Raw genomic sequence first — 16,538 nt, 5'->3', positions numbered from 1 at the left:
GCGCAGCTCAGGTTAAATAGGCAATTTTTGGCCTAACTAACTTCAGCCCTGAACTTATAAAAGTATTAATACGGATTGGTATTATCAGCCCAAATTTTCACTTCAATAGACTGATAGCTTTGTGTAGCTCATCATGATTCATTTTCCAGCTAAAAAATCGTATCATGTGGCCATCATCTAAGTGCACTTCTGGAATGCTCAAGATACCAAAAGAGCATAATTTAATAGTTTTGATGTGCTCTGCGTGAATGTATTTAGTCTTACCAAAAAAGTTATAGCTGACTCCCGCTTTATCTATATGAAGAAAACGCTTTCCGGTTAATGACAGTACCAATAATGATAGGGTAAAAAATAGTAAGGTAAGTGTAACTATTTGCAATAATGATGAGGGAATATCTAAGATAGAAAACAGCGCATTACCCAGCCAGATAAGGGACAGTGCCAGTACATAGAAATGCCAGTTTATTTCCAGTTCTAAAGTTCTCATTGAGTATCTCCTTTATTTACCCAACCACAATCAAATTTGAGCCCACGACGTAATAACGTGACCCAATTTATTGAAGAAAAGCTAATGATAAAGTGCCATTGTTCCTAAAGCAAGAACTTTAAAATTAATAAAACATGAAATAATCGTGACGACTTTTAGACAGAGCATTAAACCTGTAAATAATTGAATTTAAAAACAAAAAAGGCCGCCAAAGGCGACCTTTTTATGCAAAATAAGTAATTAATTACTTAGCTGCTTTTTTCTCTTTCTCAGCTGCGATTACCGCATCAGCAACGTTTGCTGGACATGGTGCATAGTGTGAGAATTCCATTGAGAACTGACCACGACCAGACGTGATAGTACGTAGGTGACCGATGTATCCGAACATTTCAGATAGTGGTACTTCACCCTTGATACGAACGCCCATTGCGCCAGCTTCTTGGTCTTTGATCATACCGCGACGACGGTTAAGGTCACCAATTACGTCACCTACGTTGTCTTCTGGCGTGAACACGTCAACTTTCATGATTGGCTCAAGAAGTTGTGCACCCGCTTTAGGGATAGACTGACGGAATGCGCCTTTAGCAGCGATTTCGAACGCGATTGCTGATGAGTCAACTGCGTGGAAACCACCGTCGAATAGCTCAACTTCAACGTCTAGTACTGGGAAGCCCGCTAGTACACCTTCGTCCATCATTGACTTGAAGCCTTTCTCAACTGCTGGCCAGAATTCCTTAGGAACGTTACCACCAACAACTGAAGACTTGAACGTAAAGCCAGAACCAACTTCGCCAGGCTTGATACGGTAGTCAATCTTACCGAACTGACCAGAACCACCAGACTGTTTCTTGTGCGTGTAGCTATCTTCAACTTCTTTAGTGATAGTTTCACGGTAAGCAACCTGAGGCTGACCAACGATTAGGTCTACACCGTATGTACGCTTAAGGATGTCTACCTTAATGTCTAGGTGAAGCTCACCCATACCCTTAAGGATAGTTTCACCTGAATCTTCATCAGTCTCAACTTGGAATGAAGGATCTTCTGCAACCATCTTACCGATCGCGATACCCATCTTCTCGTTACCACCTTTATCTTTAGGTGCAACAGCGATTGAGATTACTGGATCAGGGAAGATCATCGCTTCAAGTGTACACTCGTGCTTAGGATCACATAGTGTGTGACCTGTTTGAACGTTCTTCATACCAACAACAGCGATGATGTCACCCGCTTGTGCTTCAGTAAGTTCAGTACGCTCGTCCGCTTGCATCTCAACCATACGGCCGATACGCTCTGTTTTACCAGTTGCAGAGTTAAGGATAGTGTCACCTTTCTTCATGCGACCTGCGTAGATACGGATGAACGTAAGTGCACCGAAACGGTCGTCCATGATTTTGAACGCAAGCGCTTTAAGTGGTGCATCAGCGTCAACAGTTGCTACTTCACCAGTAGGCTCACCTGTTTCTGGATCAGTTAGCGGCTGAGGATCAACTTCTGTAGGAGCTGGTAGGTAATCTACAACAGCGTCTAGTACAAGTTGCATACCTTTGTTTTTGAACGCTGAACCACAGAAAGTTGGGAAGAACGCTAGATCACGAGTACCTTTACGGATACACGCTTTGATTTGCTCGATAGAAGGTACTTCACCTTCCATGTACGCTTCCATTAGGTCGTCGTCTTGCTCAACAGCAGACTCAACTAGCATCTCATGGTATTCTTCAACTTTGTCTACCATGTCAGCTGGAACGTCAGTAATTTCGTAGTTTTCAGGAAGACCTGTGTCATCCCAAACGTATGCTTTCTTCTCAAGTACGTCTACAACACCACAGAACTGGTCTTCGATACCGATTGGTAGAGTCATAACTAGTGGGTTAGCACCAAGTACTTTCTCAACCTGACCAACTACGCGGTAGAAGTCTGCACCCATACGGTCTAGTTTGTTTACGAAGATTACACGTGCAACTTCTGATTCGTTCGCATAACGCCAGTTAGTTTCTGATTGTGGCTCAACACCACCAGAACCACAGAATACACCGATACCACCGTCAAGTACTTTAAGTGAACGGTATACTTCTACTGTGAAGTCAACGTGTCCAGGAGTATCGATAACGTTTAAACGGTGGCCTTTCCACTCACAAGTTACCGCCGCTGATTGGATTGTAATACCACGCTCAGCTTCCTGCTCCATGAAGTCAGTAGTAGACTCACCGTCGTGTACTTCACCAGTTTTGTGGATTTTACCAGTAAGCTTTAGAATACGCTCAGTGGTGGTAGTTTTACCCGCATCAACGTGCGCGAAAATACCAATGTTTCTGTATTTCGATAAATCTGCCATTGTTTTACTCTATTTAAAGTAGAAAAATTATTCGGCGGGAGTATATCACCTCTTGTAGCGAACATCATCCTTGAAGTCGTCTAAAATGCAATCAATTCGCGAAAAAGTTTCTAATGCGAAACTTTGTGACCCATTTTTACCGTATCGCTTACTGCTAGGCCGCTGTATTTAAGAAAATTCCGTTGTATTTTGTCAATTTCAGGGCGGTGAGCTTGGGTTTTGGTTTAAAATATCTGCTTTCCAAACAAGTTAGCATGCTGGACTTGGAAGGCATCATCTAGCAAAGAAAAATGTGCTATTTTACCCACTTCAATGCTACCAAGTTCATTGTCCATATTTAAATAAGTTGCGGGTACTAAACTTGCCATATTAATGGCCTCTAGAAGCGGAATGTTGGCCAATTCTGCTAAATTCTTCACTGCTTTTTCAAGTGTTAGTGTACTGCCGGCCAAACTGCCGCTATGAGTTTTCGCCACGCCACCCTTAACCACAATTGGCATTTCACCCAATTGATATTCACCATCTTTAAGGCCACCAGCATTAATACAATCACTGATCAAGGCCACCTTATGCTGACCTTTTAGGCGGTAGATCAACTGTAAAATCGCAGGGTGTAAATGAATACCATCGGCAATCACTTCAACCAAGGCTTGGCTATCAAGTAACAACGCACCAGCACAGCCCGGCTCACGGTGATGAATGCCGCGCATGCCGTTAAACACGTGCACCCCGCCGCAGGCACCATGTGCTAGGGCGGCATTGGTTTGCGCAAAATCCGCATCACAATGACCTAACATCACTCGCACCCCATGTTTACTTAGGTACTGTGTCATCTTAACGCCATTAGCCTTTTCGGGCGCGAGTGCTACCGCTTTAAGCGCACCATCAGCCGCGCTAATCATTTCATCAATTAAGGCTTCGTCTAACGGCTTAAAGAAAGCTTCGTTATGGGCACCTTTGTGTTTTTCACTAAAAAACAAGCCCTCACTGTATCCGCCCAGCACCTGAGCGCCCGGCATCTTTTGCTGATAGGCAGCTCCAATAACTTTCATCGCGGCAATAGTTTGTGGCCATGTAGTCGTCACCGTGGTAGCCAAAAAACCAGTGACGCCATGTTTGAGCAACGAGGTGCTAATGGTTTTTATACTGGAGAGTTTGCCATCAATAACATCACAGCCCTCGCGGCCATGAATATGCAAATCAATTAACCCAGGCCACATATCTAAATTAGAATAACATTCGGTATTATCAGGCGCTTCCGTCGCTGGAATAATCGCGTGAAAACGCTCACCTTGTATTACCGCAACGTGCGCTTCAAGGACGCAGGTAGGGGTATAGATACGACGGGGCTGAATATAACGAAGCTGCTCAAGCATGCACTTTGCTCCCAAGTAATGCCGCCCCCAATGCGCCACTCGCATCACCATGCTTGGCTCTAACAATATCTGGCACTGATACCGCTGAAAATACATGGGGCTCGATGGCTTTTGGGAGCGCCTCTACAAGTTCATCAATCAGCGACATACCACCGCCAAGCACGATAACTTCTGGGTCATATGCTTTGATTAAATTTGCAAACGCCGAGCCCAACAGATCCATATAACAATTAAAAGCATGGCGAGCTTCACTTTCTCCAGCCCGCATCGCCGTGATAACTTGTTCTGAGGTAAGTGTTCGCGTAGTGAAATGTTGATACAAACCGGCAAGCCCTGGCCCTGCGACATAGCGCTCTAAACATCCTTGTAGTCCACAGCCACACGCTAAAATAGGCAGGTGATATTTTTGCTGTAACACCGCAGAAAGTGGATGGTGGCCATATTCTCCGGCGATCCCCTGGGCACTTTTATACAACGCGCCATCAATACAAAATCCGCCTCCAGCACCGGTGCCTATTATTGCCCCAAAGACCTTTTGATATTGCTTACCGGCTCCAAGACTGGCCTCTGATAACGCAAAACAACGGCAGTCATTTTCCACCGCGATGGGCCGTTCAAGTTGTGCAACAAGATCAGCCTTAACTTCTTTGCCATTGGCGCAAGGAACATTTGCTGATAGCACACGCTGCTGCGCATTTACTATCCCCGGCATACCAATACCAACCTGTCCTTTACAACCATATTTGTCATCTGCTTGCTGCACCAAAGTGACGATTTGCGCCAAAAACGCCTCATAACTGTGCTTTGGTGTCGCCACACGCCAAGACTCTATACGTTGCAGTTTTTCATCGAACACCGCAATTTCAATTTTGCTCCCGCCAACATCCACTCCATAAATCATACTTCACTCCCAAATGGATGAATGACTACACCTTGCACGACTCTATTCACTTCCCCCGACGGGCAAGGGTTGTCTGGTGAAATACCGAGGTTCAGCGCTTTATAGAAACTTAACTGCTGTGCAAACAACATATACAGTAACCCTTGCCACACATCTTCTAGTGGTGGCACTTTAGGGCAAAGTGAATGCACCGTCATGGCTGTACCGTCACGCTGCAATTCAGCAACTAAATCCTGATCGTACAAGCTGGTATAACCATCACTTGAGATAAAACATACCACGACAGTTTTGCTATTGATAAGTGATTTTGGACCATGACGGAAGCCAAGCGGTGACTCGCTCACGCTCATTACTTGGCCTGCCGATAACTCAAGCATTTTTAGCGCAGCTTCCTTTGCAAATCCCAGTAAGCAACCTGAGCCTAGATACACCAAACGCTCAAATGGTTGTTGTGCAAATGCACGGATATTTTGCTGCTCTGTTGCAGCTAACATGCTTTGCGCTGCATTGATCAACTTATCCACGGAGCCGTCATCCGCTGCAAAAAATTGAAGTGCTGCAACCATCATTGACGAATAGCTACTCGTCATTGCAAAACTTTGGTCAAGCGTAGGCTCCGGTAGCAATATACTTGTTGCATTGCTTGCCTGCTGCGCTGCTTGGTGCAATTTTCCATCACGGTTGCAGGTGATAAAAAGGTGCTGACTGTTGCTAACCAACTGTGTTACCAACTCTACGGCCGCCACACTTTCTGGACTATTACCAGAGCGAGCAAAGGATACCAATAAACACGGTTTATCCGTCGCTAAGTATTGCCTTGGTGCAGCAACTAGGTCAGTTGTGCTCACTGCCCGCACACTTTGGCGCATGTGTGTATTAAGATGAGTGGCGATAGCGTCACCGATATAAGCGGATGTACCCGCCCCCGTCAAAATAACCTGAGTATCAGGGTCATCTAGAAAAGGAGCTAACTCCACCAAAAGCCTAGACTTTATGCTCGCGACTAATTGGGCGGTCTCTTGCCACATCTGTGGCTGCTGGGTGATCTCTTTTGCTGTCCAATAGGCATTTCGTGTTTTTAATTGCGCAATTTCGTGTCCTAGCAAAGTGTTCATGACGCTTTCTCCATGGCAAAACACGCATTTGAATAGCGAGCCACAACACGTTGAATTTTGGCAATCACCAACGCTTTGGCGTCCCTTTCTATTTCACCACGGCGTACTTGTTGATATAGCTCTGGAAAATATTGGCTGATAAGCGGCAGTGATAAAGTCTGCTGCGCTAGGTTGTCGAGCATAGTTGCTAACGCCTTTTGCACCGCGTCTTGATGCCAGTAATAGCGAATACGGTCGCTAAAGCTAAATTGGCGCAAGAACCGGAGTTGCTGTGACTCGCCGTGATAAAAACGCTGCCAACTCGTAGGCTCTGCCAGCATGACCTCATCCACCACCTCTATAAACTGGCTATGAACATAGGGTAGTAATTGCTTTTCAATATGGTGAAGCGCGAATAACCCTTCGCGTAGCGCAAAGGTCAATTCAGGCCCGACTTTCAAAATGGCAAAATGGTCAGCAACCAACGACTGATAAGCACCTGCGGTTTGATAATCTGTCGAATGCGCTTCGAAAGCGATACGGTCAACGGTACGAATAAAGTCTTTTAGTGCACTTGCTTCGTTCGGTTTGTAGTCAAACACTTGGGTGTTATCAAACTCAACACCCGGCTGCACCACCATTGCAACCACGCGTTGCCAAGCATCCGCTAACCCTTTATTTGCAAAGAGTTCACGATGGCAAGCTAAGGTTTCTTGCGCAGCAACTTGGCTAGTCGGTTGCAGGCTGTCAATCTGTTCATCAGCGCCACCTGGAGGGGGAACTTCAGTACCAATCACATAAACAATATCACTACTGCCAAACGTCGCAATCGCGGCGGCTTCCGCTGTTTGACACAACAAGGCGGCGCGCTCAGCGACAATATCATCGCTTAACGCGTCAGGATCGTCAGCACAGGGCATGCTGGCATCTAAGTGAACTTTCTTAAAACCGGCCTTCACGTATTCAGCGACTAAGTCGCACGCTTTGGCCATCGCGGCTTGGCTATTTTCACTCGTCCAACAGACTGGTCCCAAGTGATCACCACCAAAAATCAGTAACTGCTTATCAAAACCAAGCTCGTCGGCCATCTCTTCAACTTTGGCAATAAAGTCCGCGGGACGCATCCCGGTGTAACCACCAAATTGGTTAACCTGATTGGCCGTGGCCTCAATTAATAGCAGCGTATTTTCCTGCTTGGCATATCTTATCGACGCTTCCAGCACCCAAGGGTGAGCTGAGCAAATGGCATAAATGCCTGAGTTTTTCCCTGATTTATTGGCTTCGATTAGGGCTTGAAAACGCCGCATATGATCACCTCTTAAGACGTTATTAAATGTACCTCAATTCCGGCGGCAACCAATTGCTGATGAATATCAGCTGGAATACCACTGTCCGTTACCAAAACGTCAATTTCTTCGCAGGCGATAATACGATGTACACCTTTACGATCGAACTTGCTGGAGTCCGTCACCACTATGACTTGCTTTGCAGCTTTACACATCTCGCGGTTAAGCGCGGCTTCTGGTTCAAAGTGTGTTGTTACACCAACATCAACAGAAAACCCGTCGACACCAAGCACCAAGCGGTCAAAGTGATATTGCTTGAGCTGATCTTCTGCGTGGCTGCCATAAAACGACAGCGACTTTTTACGCAGTGAGCCTCCGGTCATCAACACTTCAACGCCATCGGCTGCAACGAGCGCTTGCGCCACGTTAAGACCATTGGTCATCACCACTAGCTGTTGATGTTCAGTAAGCTGCTTCGCAACCTCTTCAGTGGTGGTTCCAGAGTCCAGAATAATAGACTCATTATTGCCTATAAGGCTCGCCACCAACTTTGCAAGCTCGACTTTCACTTGGTGATGATGATCGTGCTTTTCCGTTATGGTGAGCTCTTTGGTTAACCTAGAACTCGCAACGGCACCACCATGAGAGCGAACCAACAACCCTTTATCATGTAAGGCATTGAGATCATTTCTGATCGTCACGGTTGATACACCAAATTGTTCTGCCAGTTCTGATACTTCTACTCGTTCCGTTTGACCAACGAGTTGAACGATTTCGTGGCGTCTTTCGATGGTGTTCAGCATGACACCTCCTTTCGTTTTGGTTAAATTTAGTCTACACAGCTTTCATTTGCTTTCAATTTATTTTTTTAACTTTAAACAAAAACAATTACAACCATATGTTTTATAATGATTTAAAGTTAAATCGCAAACAAATTAAAATACAAACGAAAGAACATGAAAGATATTTCTCTTGCGTTCAAAATGAAACTGCCGTAATAATAACCAAAAAATAACATTTCGTTTTTAACAACAAGAGTGAACAACTAAGAGGTTATTATGGGTGATCTAAACCGCCGGCGATTTCTTCAATCAATGGCTGCTATCGCAGCAACAAGCGCAGTGGTTGGCTGCGCAAGTAACAATAATAAGACGCCGCTTACACCAAAGCCACAAGGAAATTCAGTTCAAGGTCTAGTCGTACCGAAACTGGATGTCGTGCGAGTGGGCTTTATTGGTGTGGGTCAACGTGGTGTTGGCGCGGTAAAACACTTTTGCCATCTTGACGGTGTCGAGATCAAGGCCATCTGCGATACGCACCAAGAAGTCGTCGATAGAGCCGTTAAAATTGTTGTCGACAAGGGCTTACCCAAGCCAGCGACTTACGGCAAGAGTGATATGGACTATCGCCGCATGTTGGCGCGCGATGACATTGATATTGTGATCATCTCTACGCCTTGGAAATGGCATACGCCTATGGCGGTAGACACAATGGAAAGTGGCAAACACGCTTTGGTTGAAGTGCCAGCTGCAGTGACCATAGAAGAAGCGTGGCAATTGGTAAATACCGCAGAGCGCACGCAAAAGAACTGCATGATGTTGGAAAACGTTTGCTATGGCCGCGACGAGCTGATGGTATTAAACATGGTTCGCCAAGGGCTATTCGGTGAGTTACTGCACGGTGAAGCAGCTTATATCCATGAACTTCGTTGGCAAATGAAAGAAATTGAGCATAAAACTGGCTCATGGCGCACACATTGGCATACCAAACGCAACGGTAACCTCTATCCTACTCATGGTTTAGGCCCAGTTTCTCAATATATGAATATCAACCGTGGCGATCGCTTCGACTATATCTCGTCCATGAGCTCACCAGCACTTGGTCGTGCAGCCTATGCCAAACGTGAATTTCCAGCAAATCATGAACGAAACCAACTGAACTATATTGCTGGAGATATGAACACCAGCATCATTAAAACCATCAAAGGTCGTTCGATTATGGTACAGCACGATACCACTACCCCACGCCCTTACTCCCGCCATAATTTAATTCAAGGTACTAACGGCGTATTTGCAGGATTCCCCAACCGCATCGCGCTTGAAAACGGCGGGAGTAAGAGCTTTCACGAGTGGGATTACGACATGAATGATTGGTACGGTAAATATGACCATCCACTTTGGCAAAAAATGGGGGCTGAAGCAGAGCGCAACGGCGGCCATGGTGGCATGGATTTCTTAATGTTCTGGCGCATTATTTACTGCCTTCGTAATGGCGAGCCGCTAGATCAGGATGTTTACGACGCAGCTGCTTGGTCAGCGGTCTTCCCTCTTTCAATGGACTCAGTTGCAGACAGAAGTAATAGCAAGGACTTCCCGGATTTCACCAGGGGCACATGGCGCACTGCAGCACCACTAGGCATTGTCACATAACTAACCAGAGGTTAAATACGCTATCTATAGCAAGTACTAACAATGCCTGAATAAGCGCTCGTATAGCGGGCGCAATAATAACAACACTCAACAGGACAACAAGATGAAACACACTCTAAAACTGTGTGCTGTGGGATTGGCCGTGAGCTGTGCCCTGTCCCAATACGCGCACGCACAGGAAACAGAACAGAACAGCGGATCCGACGAGCAAGATAAAGCCAAGCAACAAGTCGAGAAAATTGAAGTACGTGGCGTACGTTCGAGTATCAAAGAGTCACTCTTTCTCAAGAAAAACGCTGTCGGCGTAATGGATGCCATCGTTGCCGAAGACATTGGTAAGTTCCCAGATCAAAACCTTGCTGAAGCGCTACAACGAATGACGGGTATCGCTATTACCCGTAACGCCGGTGAAGGACAAAACGTCACGGTGAGGGGTCTTGGCGGAGACTTTAACGTTACCACTATCAATGGTCGTAGAATGGCATCTGAACACACTAGCCGTGACTTTAACTTCGATTTAATTGCGCCTGAGATGGTTCAAGCATTAGAAGTGTACAAGTCACCGCAAGCACAAACGCAAGAGGGGGGGATTGGTTCAGTCATCAATATAAAAACCCGCCGACCGTTAGATATGGATGGCTTTACCCTAGCCGGAAGTGCCAAAGCCATTTACGAAGAACGTACCGGCGATACCAACCCTCAAGCCTCCTTCCTCATTAGTGATACCTTTTTTGACAATACCTTTGGCGCACTATTCACCGCCGTTTATTCAGAGCGAACACAACGTGAAGACTCCTACGAGGGACAAGGGTTTTACGATCCTGAAGAAAATACCGACGTGCGAGTCCCGGTTGATAGTAACCGAAATGGCGAGCTAGATGAGGGCGAGAAAGTACACCCCTCAATGATCCCAGGATATGTACGCTACTCGAACTGGCAAGACGAACGTGAGCGCATTGGTGCAAGCCTCGCCTTACAATGGCGTCCAACGAATAATATTGATGTCACCTTTGATAGCTTATACTCAAGCTACAAAACCGACGGTGAAAAATATCAAATCTCTTTCGTCACCTATGATGAACCTTGGACGCCGGGGATCCCTGCAGTAGGTGAGTTAAAATTCAATGAAGATGGCAACGTCAACTACATTGAGTTAGTCGATGGTGCAATGGCTGAGCTACTGAACGTCTCTGAGCCTCGTAATACCGACACTTGGCAGGCCGGTCTTAACTTCAAGTGGTATGCTACCAGCGACCTAACACTTGAATTTGACGTGTCTAAGTCCCGTGCTGAGCGGATCAATGATGGCGACAACCGCTACATCGTGGCGCGTGGCTTTGTTGATACTATCACCATAGATCAAACAGGCGACAATCTCCTGCCAGATGTGACCATGTCACCAGCACTTAATGCCGATCAACCCTTTGGCGCTCACTACAGCTACAACTATGGCACGGAAGTGATCAGTGATGTTGAAGAGTTAAGGCTCGAAGGGACATTTATTCCGGAATGGGAATTTGTCAAAGACATCAAGTTTGGCTTTCATTACGGAAAGCAAACCAAAGCCAGAGACGTAAGTAAGTCAGATGATCCGTCAATGTTTAGTAATGGTGGAGCTTATTTTAAAAACTCAGATTACGACAGCTTTGATAACTCAAGCGTAGAAAAGCTCGGTGGCCTTAACTTATTTAGACTACCCGCAGATGTCCTTGTACCCGCCAACTTTGATAACTTCCTAGAGGGTGAGCCGGGCATGCACCCTGCGCCGTGGGCAAGCTTTGACTACGACAAACTCTATGCTTTTTATCAATCCATTAATGCCCAAGCCGCAGATGAAAAAATTAGAGCTTCCAAGAGCCCTAAAGATTCCTACGAGCTTTCTGAGTCAACGTTTGCACTTTATTTAGAGACCAATCTAGTCGGCGAGCTGTCGGAAATGCCTTATAACTTAAACCTAGGCGTAAGAGCAATCAAAACCGAGATCACCTCTGATGGCTACGTTTTTGATTACCCAAGTCTGGTATACAACGTAGAAGAAGACGAAGATGGCGACATTATCTATCGCATAGAAGGGGATATTGCCGATTATTACTCCGATTCTTACGTAGAAGATGATTACACTGATGTACTGCCTAGCATGAACTTTAAGTTAGAAATAACAGACTCACTGTTATTTAGAACCAGCGCGGCTAAAGTTATCACCAGACCTAGCATCGATTTTCTAACCCCATATAGCTCAATTAATTTCAGTAAGTTTGAGCTTAATCTTGCCAATCCTGGGATCAAGCCACTTAGAGCAGACCAACTTGATTTGGGACTAGAGTGGTACTTCTCTGATTATGGTGCACTCACCTTTGCAACCTATTACAAAGACATTAAATCGGTTATCGCTCAGGGGCGTGTCGGTACGATAAAAGTGGGTAAATTCATAAAAGACGGCGTTGAAGTTGACGGTCCGGAATTTACTCAAGTATCGCCACGTTCTGAAGCGGGAGCAGAGATAAAAGGGTTCGAAATTGCTTACCAACAGTCGTTTGAGGAATTGCTACCTGCACCATTTGATGGCCTAGGTATGCAAATCAACTATACATTTACGGATAGTAAATACGACGACCCCGAAAAAGACGAGCTACCATTCGCTGGAATGTCTGAGCATTCTTACAATGCGGTTATCTATTATGAAAAGGATGACTACCAAGCGCGTATCGCTTACAACTGGCGAGATGATTACCTGAAGTATCCAGATGCGTGGGGCGGCCCTGAATGGGCAGCGGATTATGGTCAGTTTGATTTCAGTGCCAGCTATAATCTTACTGCAAAGACACGGATTGACCTAAACGTGACCAACCTCACCAATGAGCGTCAATGGTCATACATTAAAACCCAAGAGCAAGTGAGCCACTTGAGCCGTTACGGCCGCAGTATCAGTTTAGGCATTAACACTTCTTTCTAATCAACATGGGGCAACGCGCCCCATTCAAGGAACTTAAGATGAAGAATACAATAATGACACCGATACTGCTGTGCGCCTCGCTATTTGTCTCAGCACAAGAGGCTTATATCAGCAGTTACGGCAACGCTTGGGTCAACAACGATATTGACGCCAGCAGGCAATATATAACTCAAGCAGGAATTGCCCCATGGCAAGATAAGCAGCTTAGATTTAATCACTACTTTTATGCCAATAACGTTGGCACCTATACCCTCTATTTACACCTTGAGAAACCAAGTGCACCAAGCACATTACTGGTAACACATAACAACAAACAAGTGACGCTTAATCTCGATAGACAAAGCCCGACTAAGGTTAAAGTCGGTGACTTTGCCGTGACGCAAGTTGGCTATCAAACCGTTCAAATAGCCGGTGACACATTAGCCAAAGGCCGTAACAGTACCTTCCCCGCCATTACAGGGCTTAGTCTCGATGGCGAGGCCATGACCCCCGCACCAAACTATGTCAAAGAAGACTTTTACTGGGGTCGTCGCGGCCCTTCGGTACACCTTTCCTATACCGTACCTGACAAAAAGGACTATAACTGGTTTTACAACGAAGTAACGGTGCCATCTGGCTATGATCCACAAGGTTCGTATTTTATGGCGAATGGTTTTGGCGAAGGGTACTTTGGTATTCAGGTAAACTCACCCACCGAGCGCCGCGTGCTATTTTCGGTTTGGAGCCCATATCAAACGGATGATCCGAGCACAATTCCCGACAACCTTAAAATCAAATTACTCGCTAAAGGCGACGGCGTTTACGTCGGTGAATTTGGCAATGAAGGTTCTGGAGGACAAAGCTATTTACGTTATAACTGGCAGCCAGATACGACATATCGCTTTTTAGTCAATATCGAGCCCAGTACAACTTATGAAGGCCATACTGAGTATCGCGGCTATTTTTATGCGCCGGAAACCGGCCAATGGAAGCTGATCGCAGCCTTTAGCCGCCCTGAAACCAATACCTATGTTGCAAGACCGCATAGCTTTTTGGAAAACTTCTTACCCGAAGCTGGACAGTTTGAGCGTAAGGCATTTTATAATCGCCAGTTTTTGCGTGACACCCAAGGCAACTGGGTTGAGTTAAATCAGGCTAAATTCACTTATGACGCCACCGCCAGAAAAGGATCGCGTTTGGATTATCAAGGTGGTGAGGAGCAAAACCGTTTTTACTTACTTAACACCGGTTTCTTCACGGGACCCACACCTTATCTCAGCGAATTCACTCGCCCTAGCAGCAATGATGCGCCGGTGATCCCATGGCAGTCACTACAGGCACACCCTTAATTTAAATGATAGCTTCTCTCTGGTCGGCCAATGCTACCGTAGCTTTGGTCGGCTTTTACTTCTTCTATACTAACCAAAAACTCTAAATAGCGCCGAGCGGTTGAGCGGCTCACCCCCACCAATTCTCCCATTTGAGTTGCTGTAAACACCTGCTTGGGCTGGCTTTGAAATGCCGTACGAATTTTTTCCAAAGTAAGTGGGTCAACGCCTTTAGGTAGTCTAGCCGTACTTTGTACGCTCGCCTGTTCACTACCAAATAAAGTGTCGACCATAGATTGCGTCACTTCATTGGCACCATCTAAACACTGCTGACGTGCTTCAAAGCGGGCGAGTGCGAGGTCGAGCCGTTCCAAGATCAGCGGTTTAACTAAAAAATCGCAGACTCCCAGACGGATCGCCTTTTCTAGCGTCGCCACTTCTTTTGCTGCGGTGATCAGCATCACTTCGCTTTTACAGCCTTGCTCGCGTAGCATCTTTAAAAACTCAAGGCCATTGCCATCGGGTAGATAAATATCCAATAAAATTAAGTCGGCTTGTATCGCACTCAACAGTACCGTCGCGGTAGAAACATTGTCGCTACTAGCCACCACTCGATATTGCCCTTGTCTTGCGCTACTTGGTGTTGCCGGTGTCACTAGGTATTGCGCTAATAATTGTGCCACAGCTACTTCATCTTCGATGATCACCACAGAATAAGTCATTGTTATTGCTCTTTTACTTGCTTGGGAATAAAGACCGTGATCCTTGCACCAAGTAATTCAGACTCCCCAACCTCTAAGGTTCCGTGGCAGGAATCAAGATTTGTTTTTACGAGATATAAGCCAACACCATGCTGGTCGCCGGACTTAGTACTAAACTGCGGCGTAAACGCCTCTTCGACGTTACCAATCAGTCCAGTGCCGCTATCTTCAACATCAAAGATAATATCCTGAACCGTTTCATCCACTGTTACGACCACTTTGGCAGGCCGCAACTGTGCCGTCGTTCTCGCCGCTTCGATGGCATTATCAATGAGATTACCTAATATTGAAACTATTCGTTCCAACATCTCTTTTTGATGGATAGCGCACAGCGCACTGTCGGAACTCACCTCTAGTGCCACATTATGCTCTCGCGCTTTATGGTATTTACCGAGTAATAAGCCCGCGATCACTGGCTCTTGTATATAGGTGAGGAGGTTTTCAATTTGCGCTTGTGAGCCTTGGCTTTCTTGACCTATCAGCTCAATCGCTTTGTCATATTGCGCCATTTGGATAAGTGCGCCAATGGTATTTAACTTGTTTGAATAGTCATGTGTTTGCACTCTCAATAGCTCTGCAAAAGCCTGTACTTTAGTGAGCTGCTTAGACACGTACTCTAGTTCATCGGAGGGCCGCATACTCAATAAAATACCTTCGTGTTGACCTTGCACTTGCAGCGCAAACCGCGACAACACCAAACGCTTGTCAGCAACAAATAGCTCAAAACCAACCAAAGGGCGATTGGGATTATGCAACAAGAAATCGCTATGTTCTGGCAACAGATCGCTCAGGTGCAAACCCTGCTTACTCAAGCCGCGAGGCTTTTCGAGAATTTCGCACGCGCGTTGATTCAAACGGCGCACGCTGCCATCAGGGTCAAGCGCGATAATCCCCGTACGTACGGTATTCAATATGGCCTCTTGCTCTGCAAATAAGCGTCCGATTTCATCTGGTTGCAGGCCAAAAATAGCTTGGCGGACACGTCGACCAATCCAAATCGCGGCAATGACACTGAGCAGTAACACCGCTGCAGCTCCAACAAAAACGGCAATGCTGCGCTGCAACACCAACGACTCGACGGATTGCACTAAAAAGCCTACCGAGACTAAACCAATCACCTCACCAGCGGGAGAGTACACCGGCACTTTACCGCGAATAGATTCACCTAAACTGCCCTGTGCCGTTGAGATATAACTCTCTCCAGACAGTGCGGCTTGGCTATCCCCACCGACCATAGTGCGACCAATTTTTTGCTCATCTGGGTGGGCAATACGTCGCGTTTCGGTGTCACCAATGACGATAAAATCTGCGCCAGTTGCCTGGCGCAGCAGCTCAACATTAGTATTGAGGCGTTGGATCTGTGAGCTATCCCTATCTGTTATGAGTGCCGTCATAACATCTTCACGAACCGCCACCGCCTTAGCCAAAGCCAAGGCTTTTTCTCCCACTTCCTGGTGTAAGCTTTGCGTAATAACCTGATACACCAACGCGGTAAATAAGCATGCTTGGATCACACACAAGCCCACAACCCAAGTGATCAGTCGCGTTTCTAAGCGTTTTGGTCTGCGTGCTAATTTTTGTGATTGCGACACACCTATTTCCTCGCTGCGGG

The 16,538-nt window shown here is 46.1% G+C and carries 12 protein-coding genes; 3 read left to right on the top strand and 9 right to left on the bottom strand.

The features are described 5' to 3' along the window. Window positions 1-97 precede the first annotated feature (97 nt). From BB427_RS15330 to agaR, 7 genes are all read right to left on the bottom strand, one after another. Window positions 98-487 carry a hypothetical protein gene (locus BB427_RS15330; protein ID WP_069021695.1) on the bottom strand — a complete coding sequence of 130 codons (390 nt, stop codon included), beginning with the start codon at window positions 485-487 and terminating at the stop codon, window positions 98-100. A gap of 244 nt (window positions 488-731) precedes the next feature. After that, window positions 732-2,819 (bottom strand): elongation factor G, encoded by a 2,088-nt coding sequence (gene fusA / locus BB427_RS15325; RefSeq protein ID WP_010606886.1) that lies wholly within the window; start codon window positions 2,817-2,819, stop codon window positions 732-734. Window positions 2,820-3,043: 224 nt separating this feature from the next. Continuing rightward, window positions 3,044-4,195, bottom strand: coding sequence for an N-acetylglucosamine-6-phosphate deacetylase (nagA, locus tag BB427_RS15320; RefSeq protein ID WP_069021693.1), 1,152 nt, complete (start codon window positions 4,193-4,195; stop codon window positions 3,044-3,046). After that, on the bottom strand, window positions 4,188-5,096 hold the full coding sequence (locus BB427_RS15315) for an ROK family protein (RefSeq protein ID WP_039493393.1): 909 nt from the start codon (window positions 5,094-5,096) through the stop codon (window positions 4,188-4,190). Before BB427_RS15315 ends, nagA begins: the two co-directional genes overlap by 8 nt. After that, window positions 5,093-6,211: an SIS domain-containing protein gene (locus BB427_RS15310; RefSeq protein WP_039493391.1), complete on the bottom strand. Its 1,119-nt coding sequence runs from the start codon at window positions 6,209-6,211 to the stop codon at window positions 5,093-5,095. The genes BB427_RS15315 and BB427_RS15310 overlap by 4 nt, the downstream gene beginning before the upstream one ends. Continuing rightward, window positions 6,208-7,497, bottom strand: coding sequence for a D-tagatose-bisphosphate aldolase, class II, non-catalytic subunit (locus tag BB427_RS15305; protein WP_039493389.1), 1,290 nt, complete (start codon window positions 7,495-7,497; stop codon window positions 6,208-6,210). The genes BB427_RS15310 and BB427_RS15305 overlap by 4 nt, the downstream gene beginning before the upstream one ends. A gap of 11 nt (window positions 7,498-7,508) precedes the next feature. Beyond that, window positions 7,509-8,279 carry a transcriptional repressor AgaR gene (agaR, locus tag BB427_RS15300; RefSeq protein ID WP_039493387.1) on the bottom strand — a complete coding sequence of 257 codons (771 nt, stop codon included), beginning with the start codon at window positions 8,277-8,279 and terminating at the stop codon, window positions 7,509-7,511. A 255-nt stretch (window positions 8,280-8,534) separates the two neighbouring features. Here agaR and BB427_RS15295 point away from each other — a divergent pair, with 255 nt between their 5' ends. The 3 genes from BB427_RS15295 to BB427_RS15285 all read left to right on the top strand — a co-directional run bounded on the left by BB427_RS15295 (window position 8,535) and on the right by BB427_RS15285 (window position 14,186). Further along, a complete protein-coding gene (locus BB427_RS15295; RefSeq protein ID WP_045964720.1) occupies window positions 8,535-9,905 on the top strand; it encodes a Gfo/Idh/MocA family oxidoreductase in 1,371 nt (456 codons plus the stop codon). Window positions 9,906-10,008: 103 nt separating this feature from the next. Continuing rightward, window positions 10,009-12,858 carry a TonB-dependent receptor gene (locus BB427_RS15290; protein WP_069021691.1) on the top strand — a complete coding sequence of 950 codons (2,850 nt, stop codon included), beginning with the start codon at window positions 10,009-10,011 and terminating at the stop codon, window positions 12,856-12,858. 38 nt (window positions 12,859-12,896) lie between these two features. Beyond that, window positions 12,897-14,186, top strand: coding sequence for a DUF3472 domain-containing protein (locus tag BB427_RS15285; RefSeq protein WP_069021689.1), 1,290 nt, complete (start codon window positions 12,897-12,899; stop codon window positions 14,184-14,186). On the opposite strand, the gene BB427_RS15280 is transcribed toward BB427_RS15285, so the two are convergent. Both BB427_RS15280 and BB427_RS15275 read right to left on the bottom strand, forming a co-directional pair. Continuing rightward, entirely contained in the window at window positions 14,183-14,887 is a 705-nt protein-coding gene (locus BB427_RS15280) for a response regulator (protein ID WP_069021687.1), read from the bottom strand. The two genes, BB427_RS15285 and BB427_RS15280, sit on opposite strands and share 4 nt — an antisense overlap. Before the next feature lie 2 nt (window positions 14,888-14,889). Beyond that, window positions 14,890-16,518, bottom strand: coding sequence for an ATP-binding protein (locus tag BB427_RS15275; RefSeq protein WP_069021685.1), 1,629 nt, complete (start codon window positions 16,516-16,518; stop codon window positions 14,890-14,892). Window positions 16,519-16,538: the final 20 nt, after the last annotated feature.

The sequence above is a fragment of the Pseudoalteromonas sp. BMB genome (assembly GCF_001709235.1).
Taxonomy (GTDB): domain Bacteria; phylum Pseudomonadota; class Gammaproteobacteria; order Enterobacterales; family Alteromonadaceae; genus Pseudoalteromonas; species Pseudoalteromonas maricaloris.
Note: the sequence above shows the minus strand (reverse complement) of the source record. Positions and strands in the feature narration are given on the sequence as shown.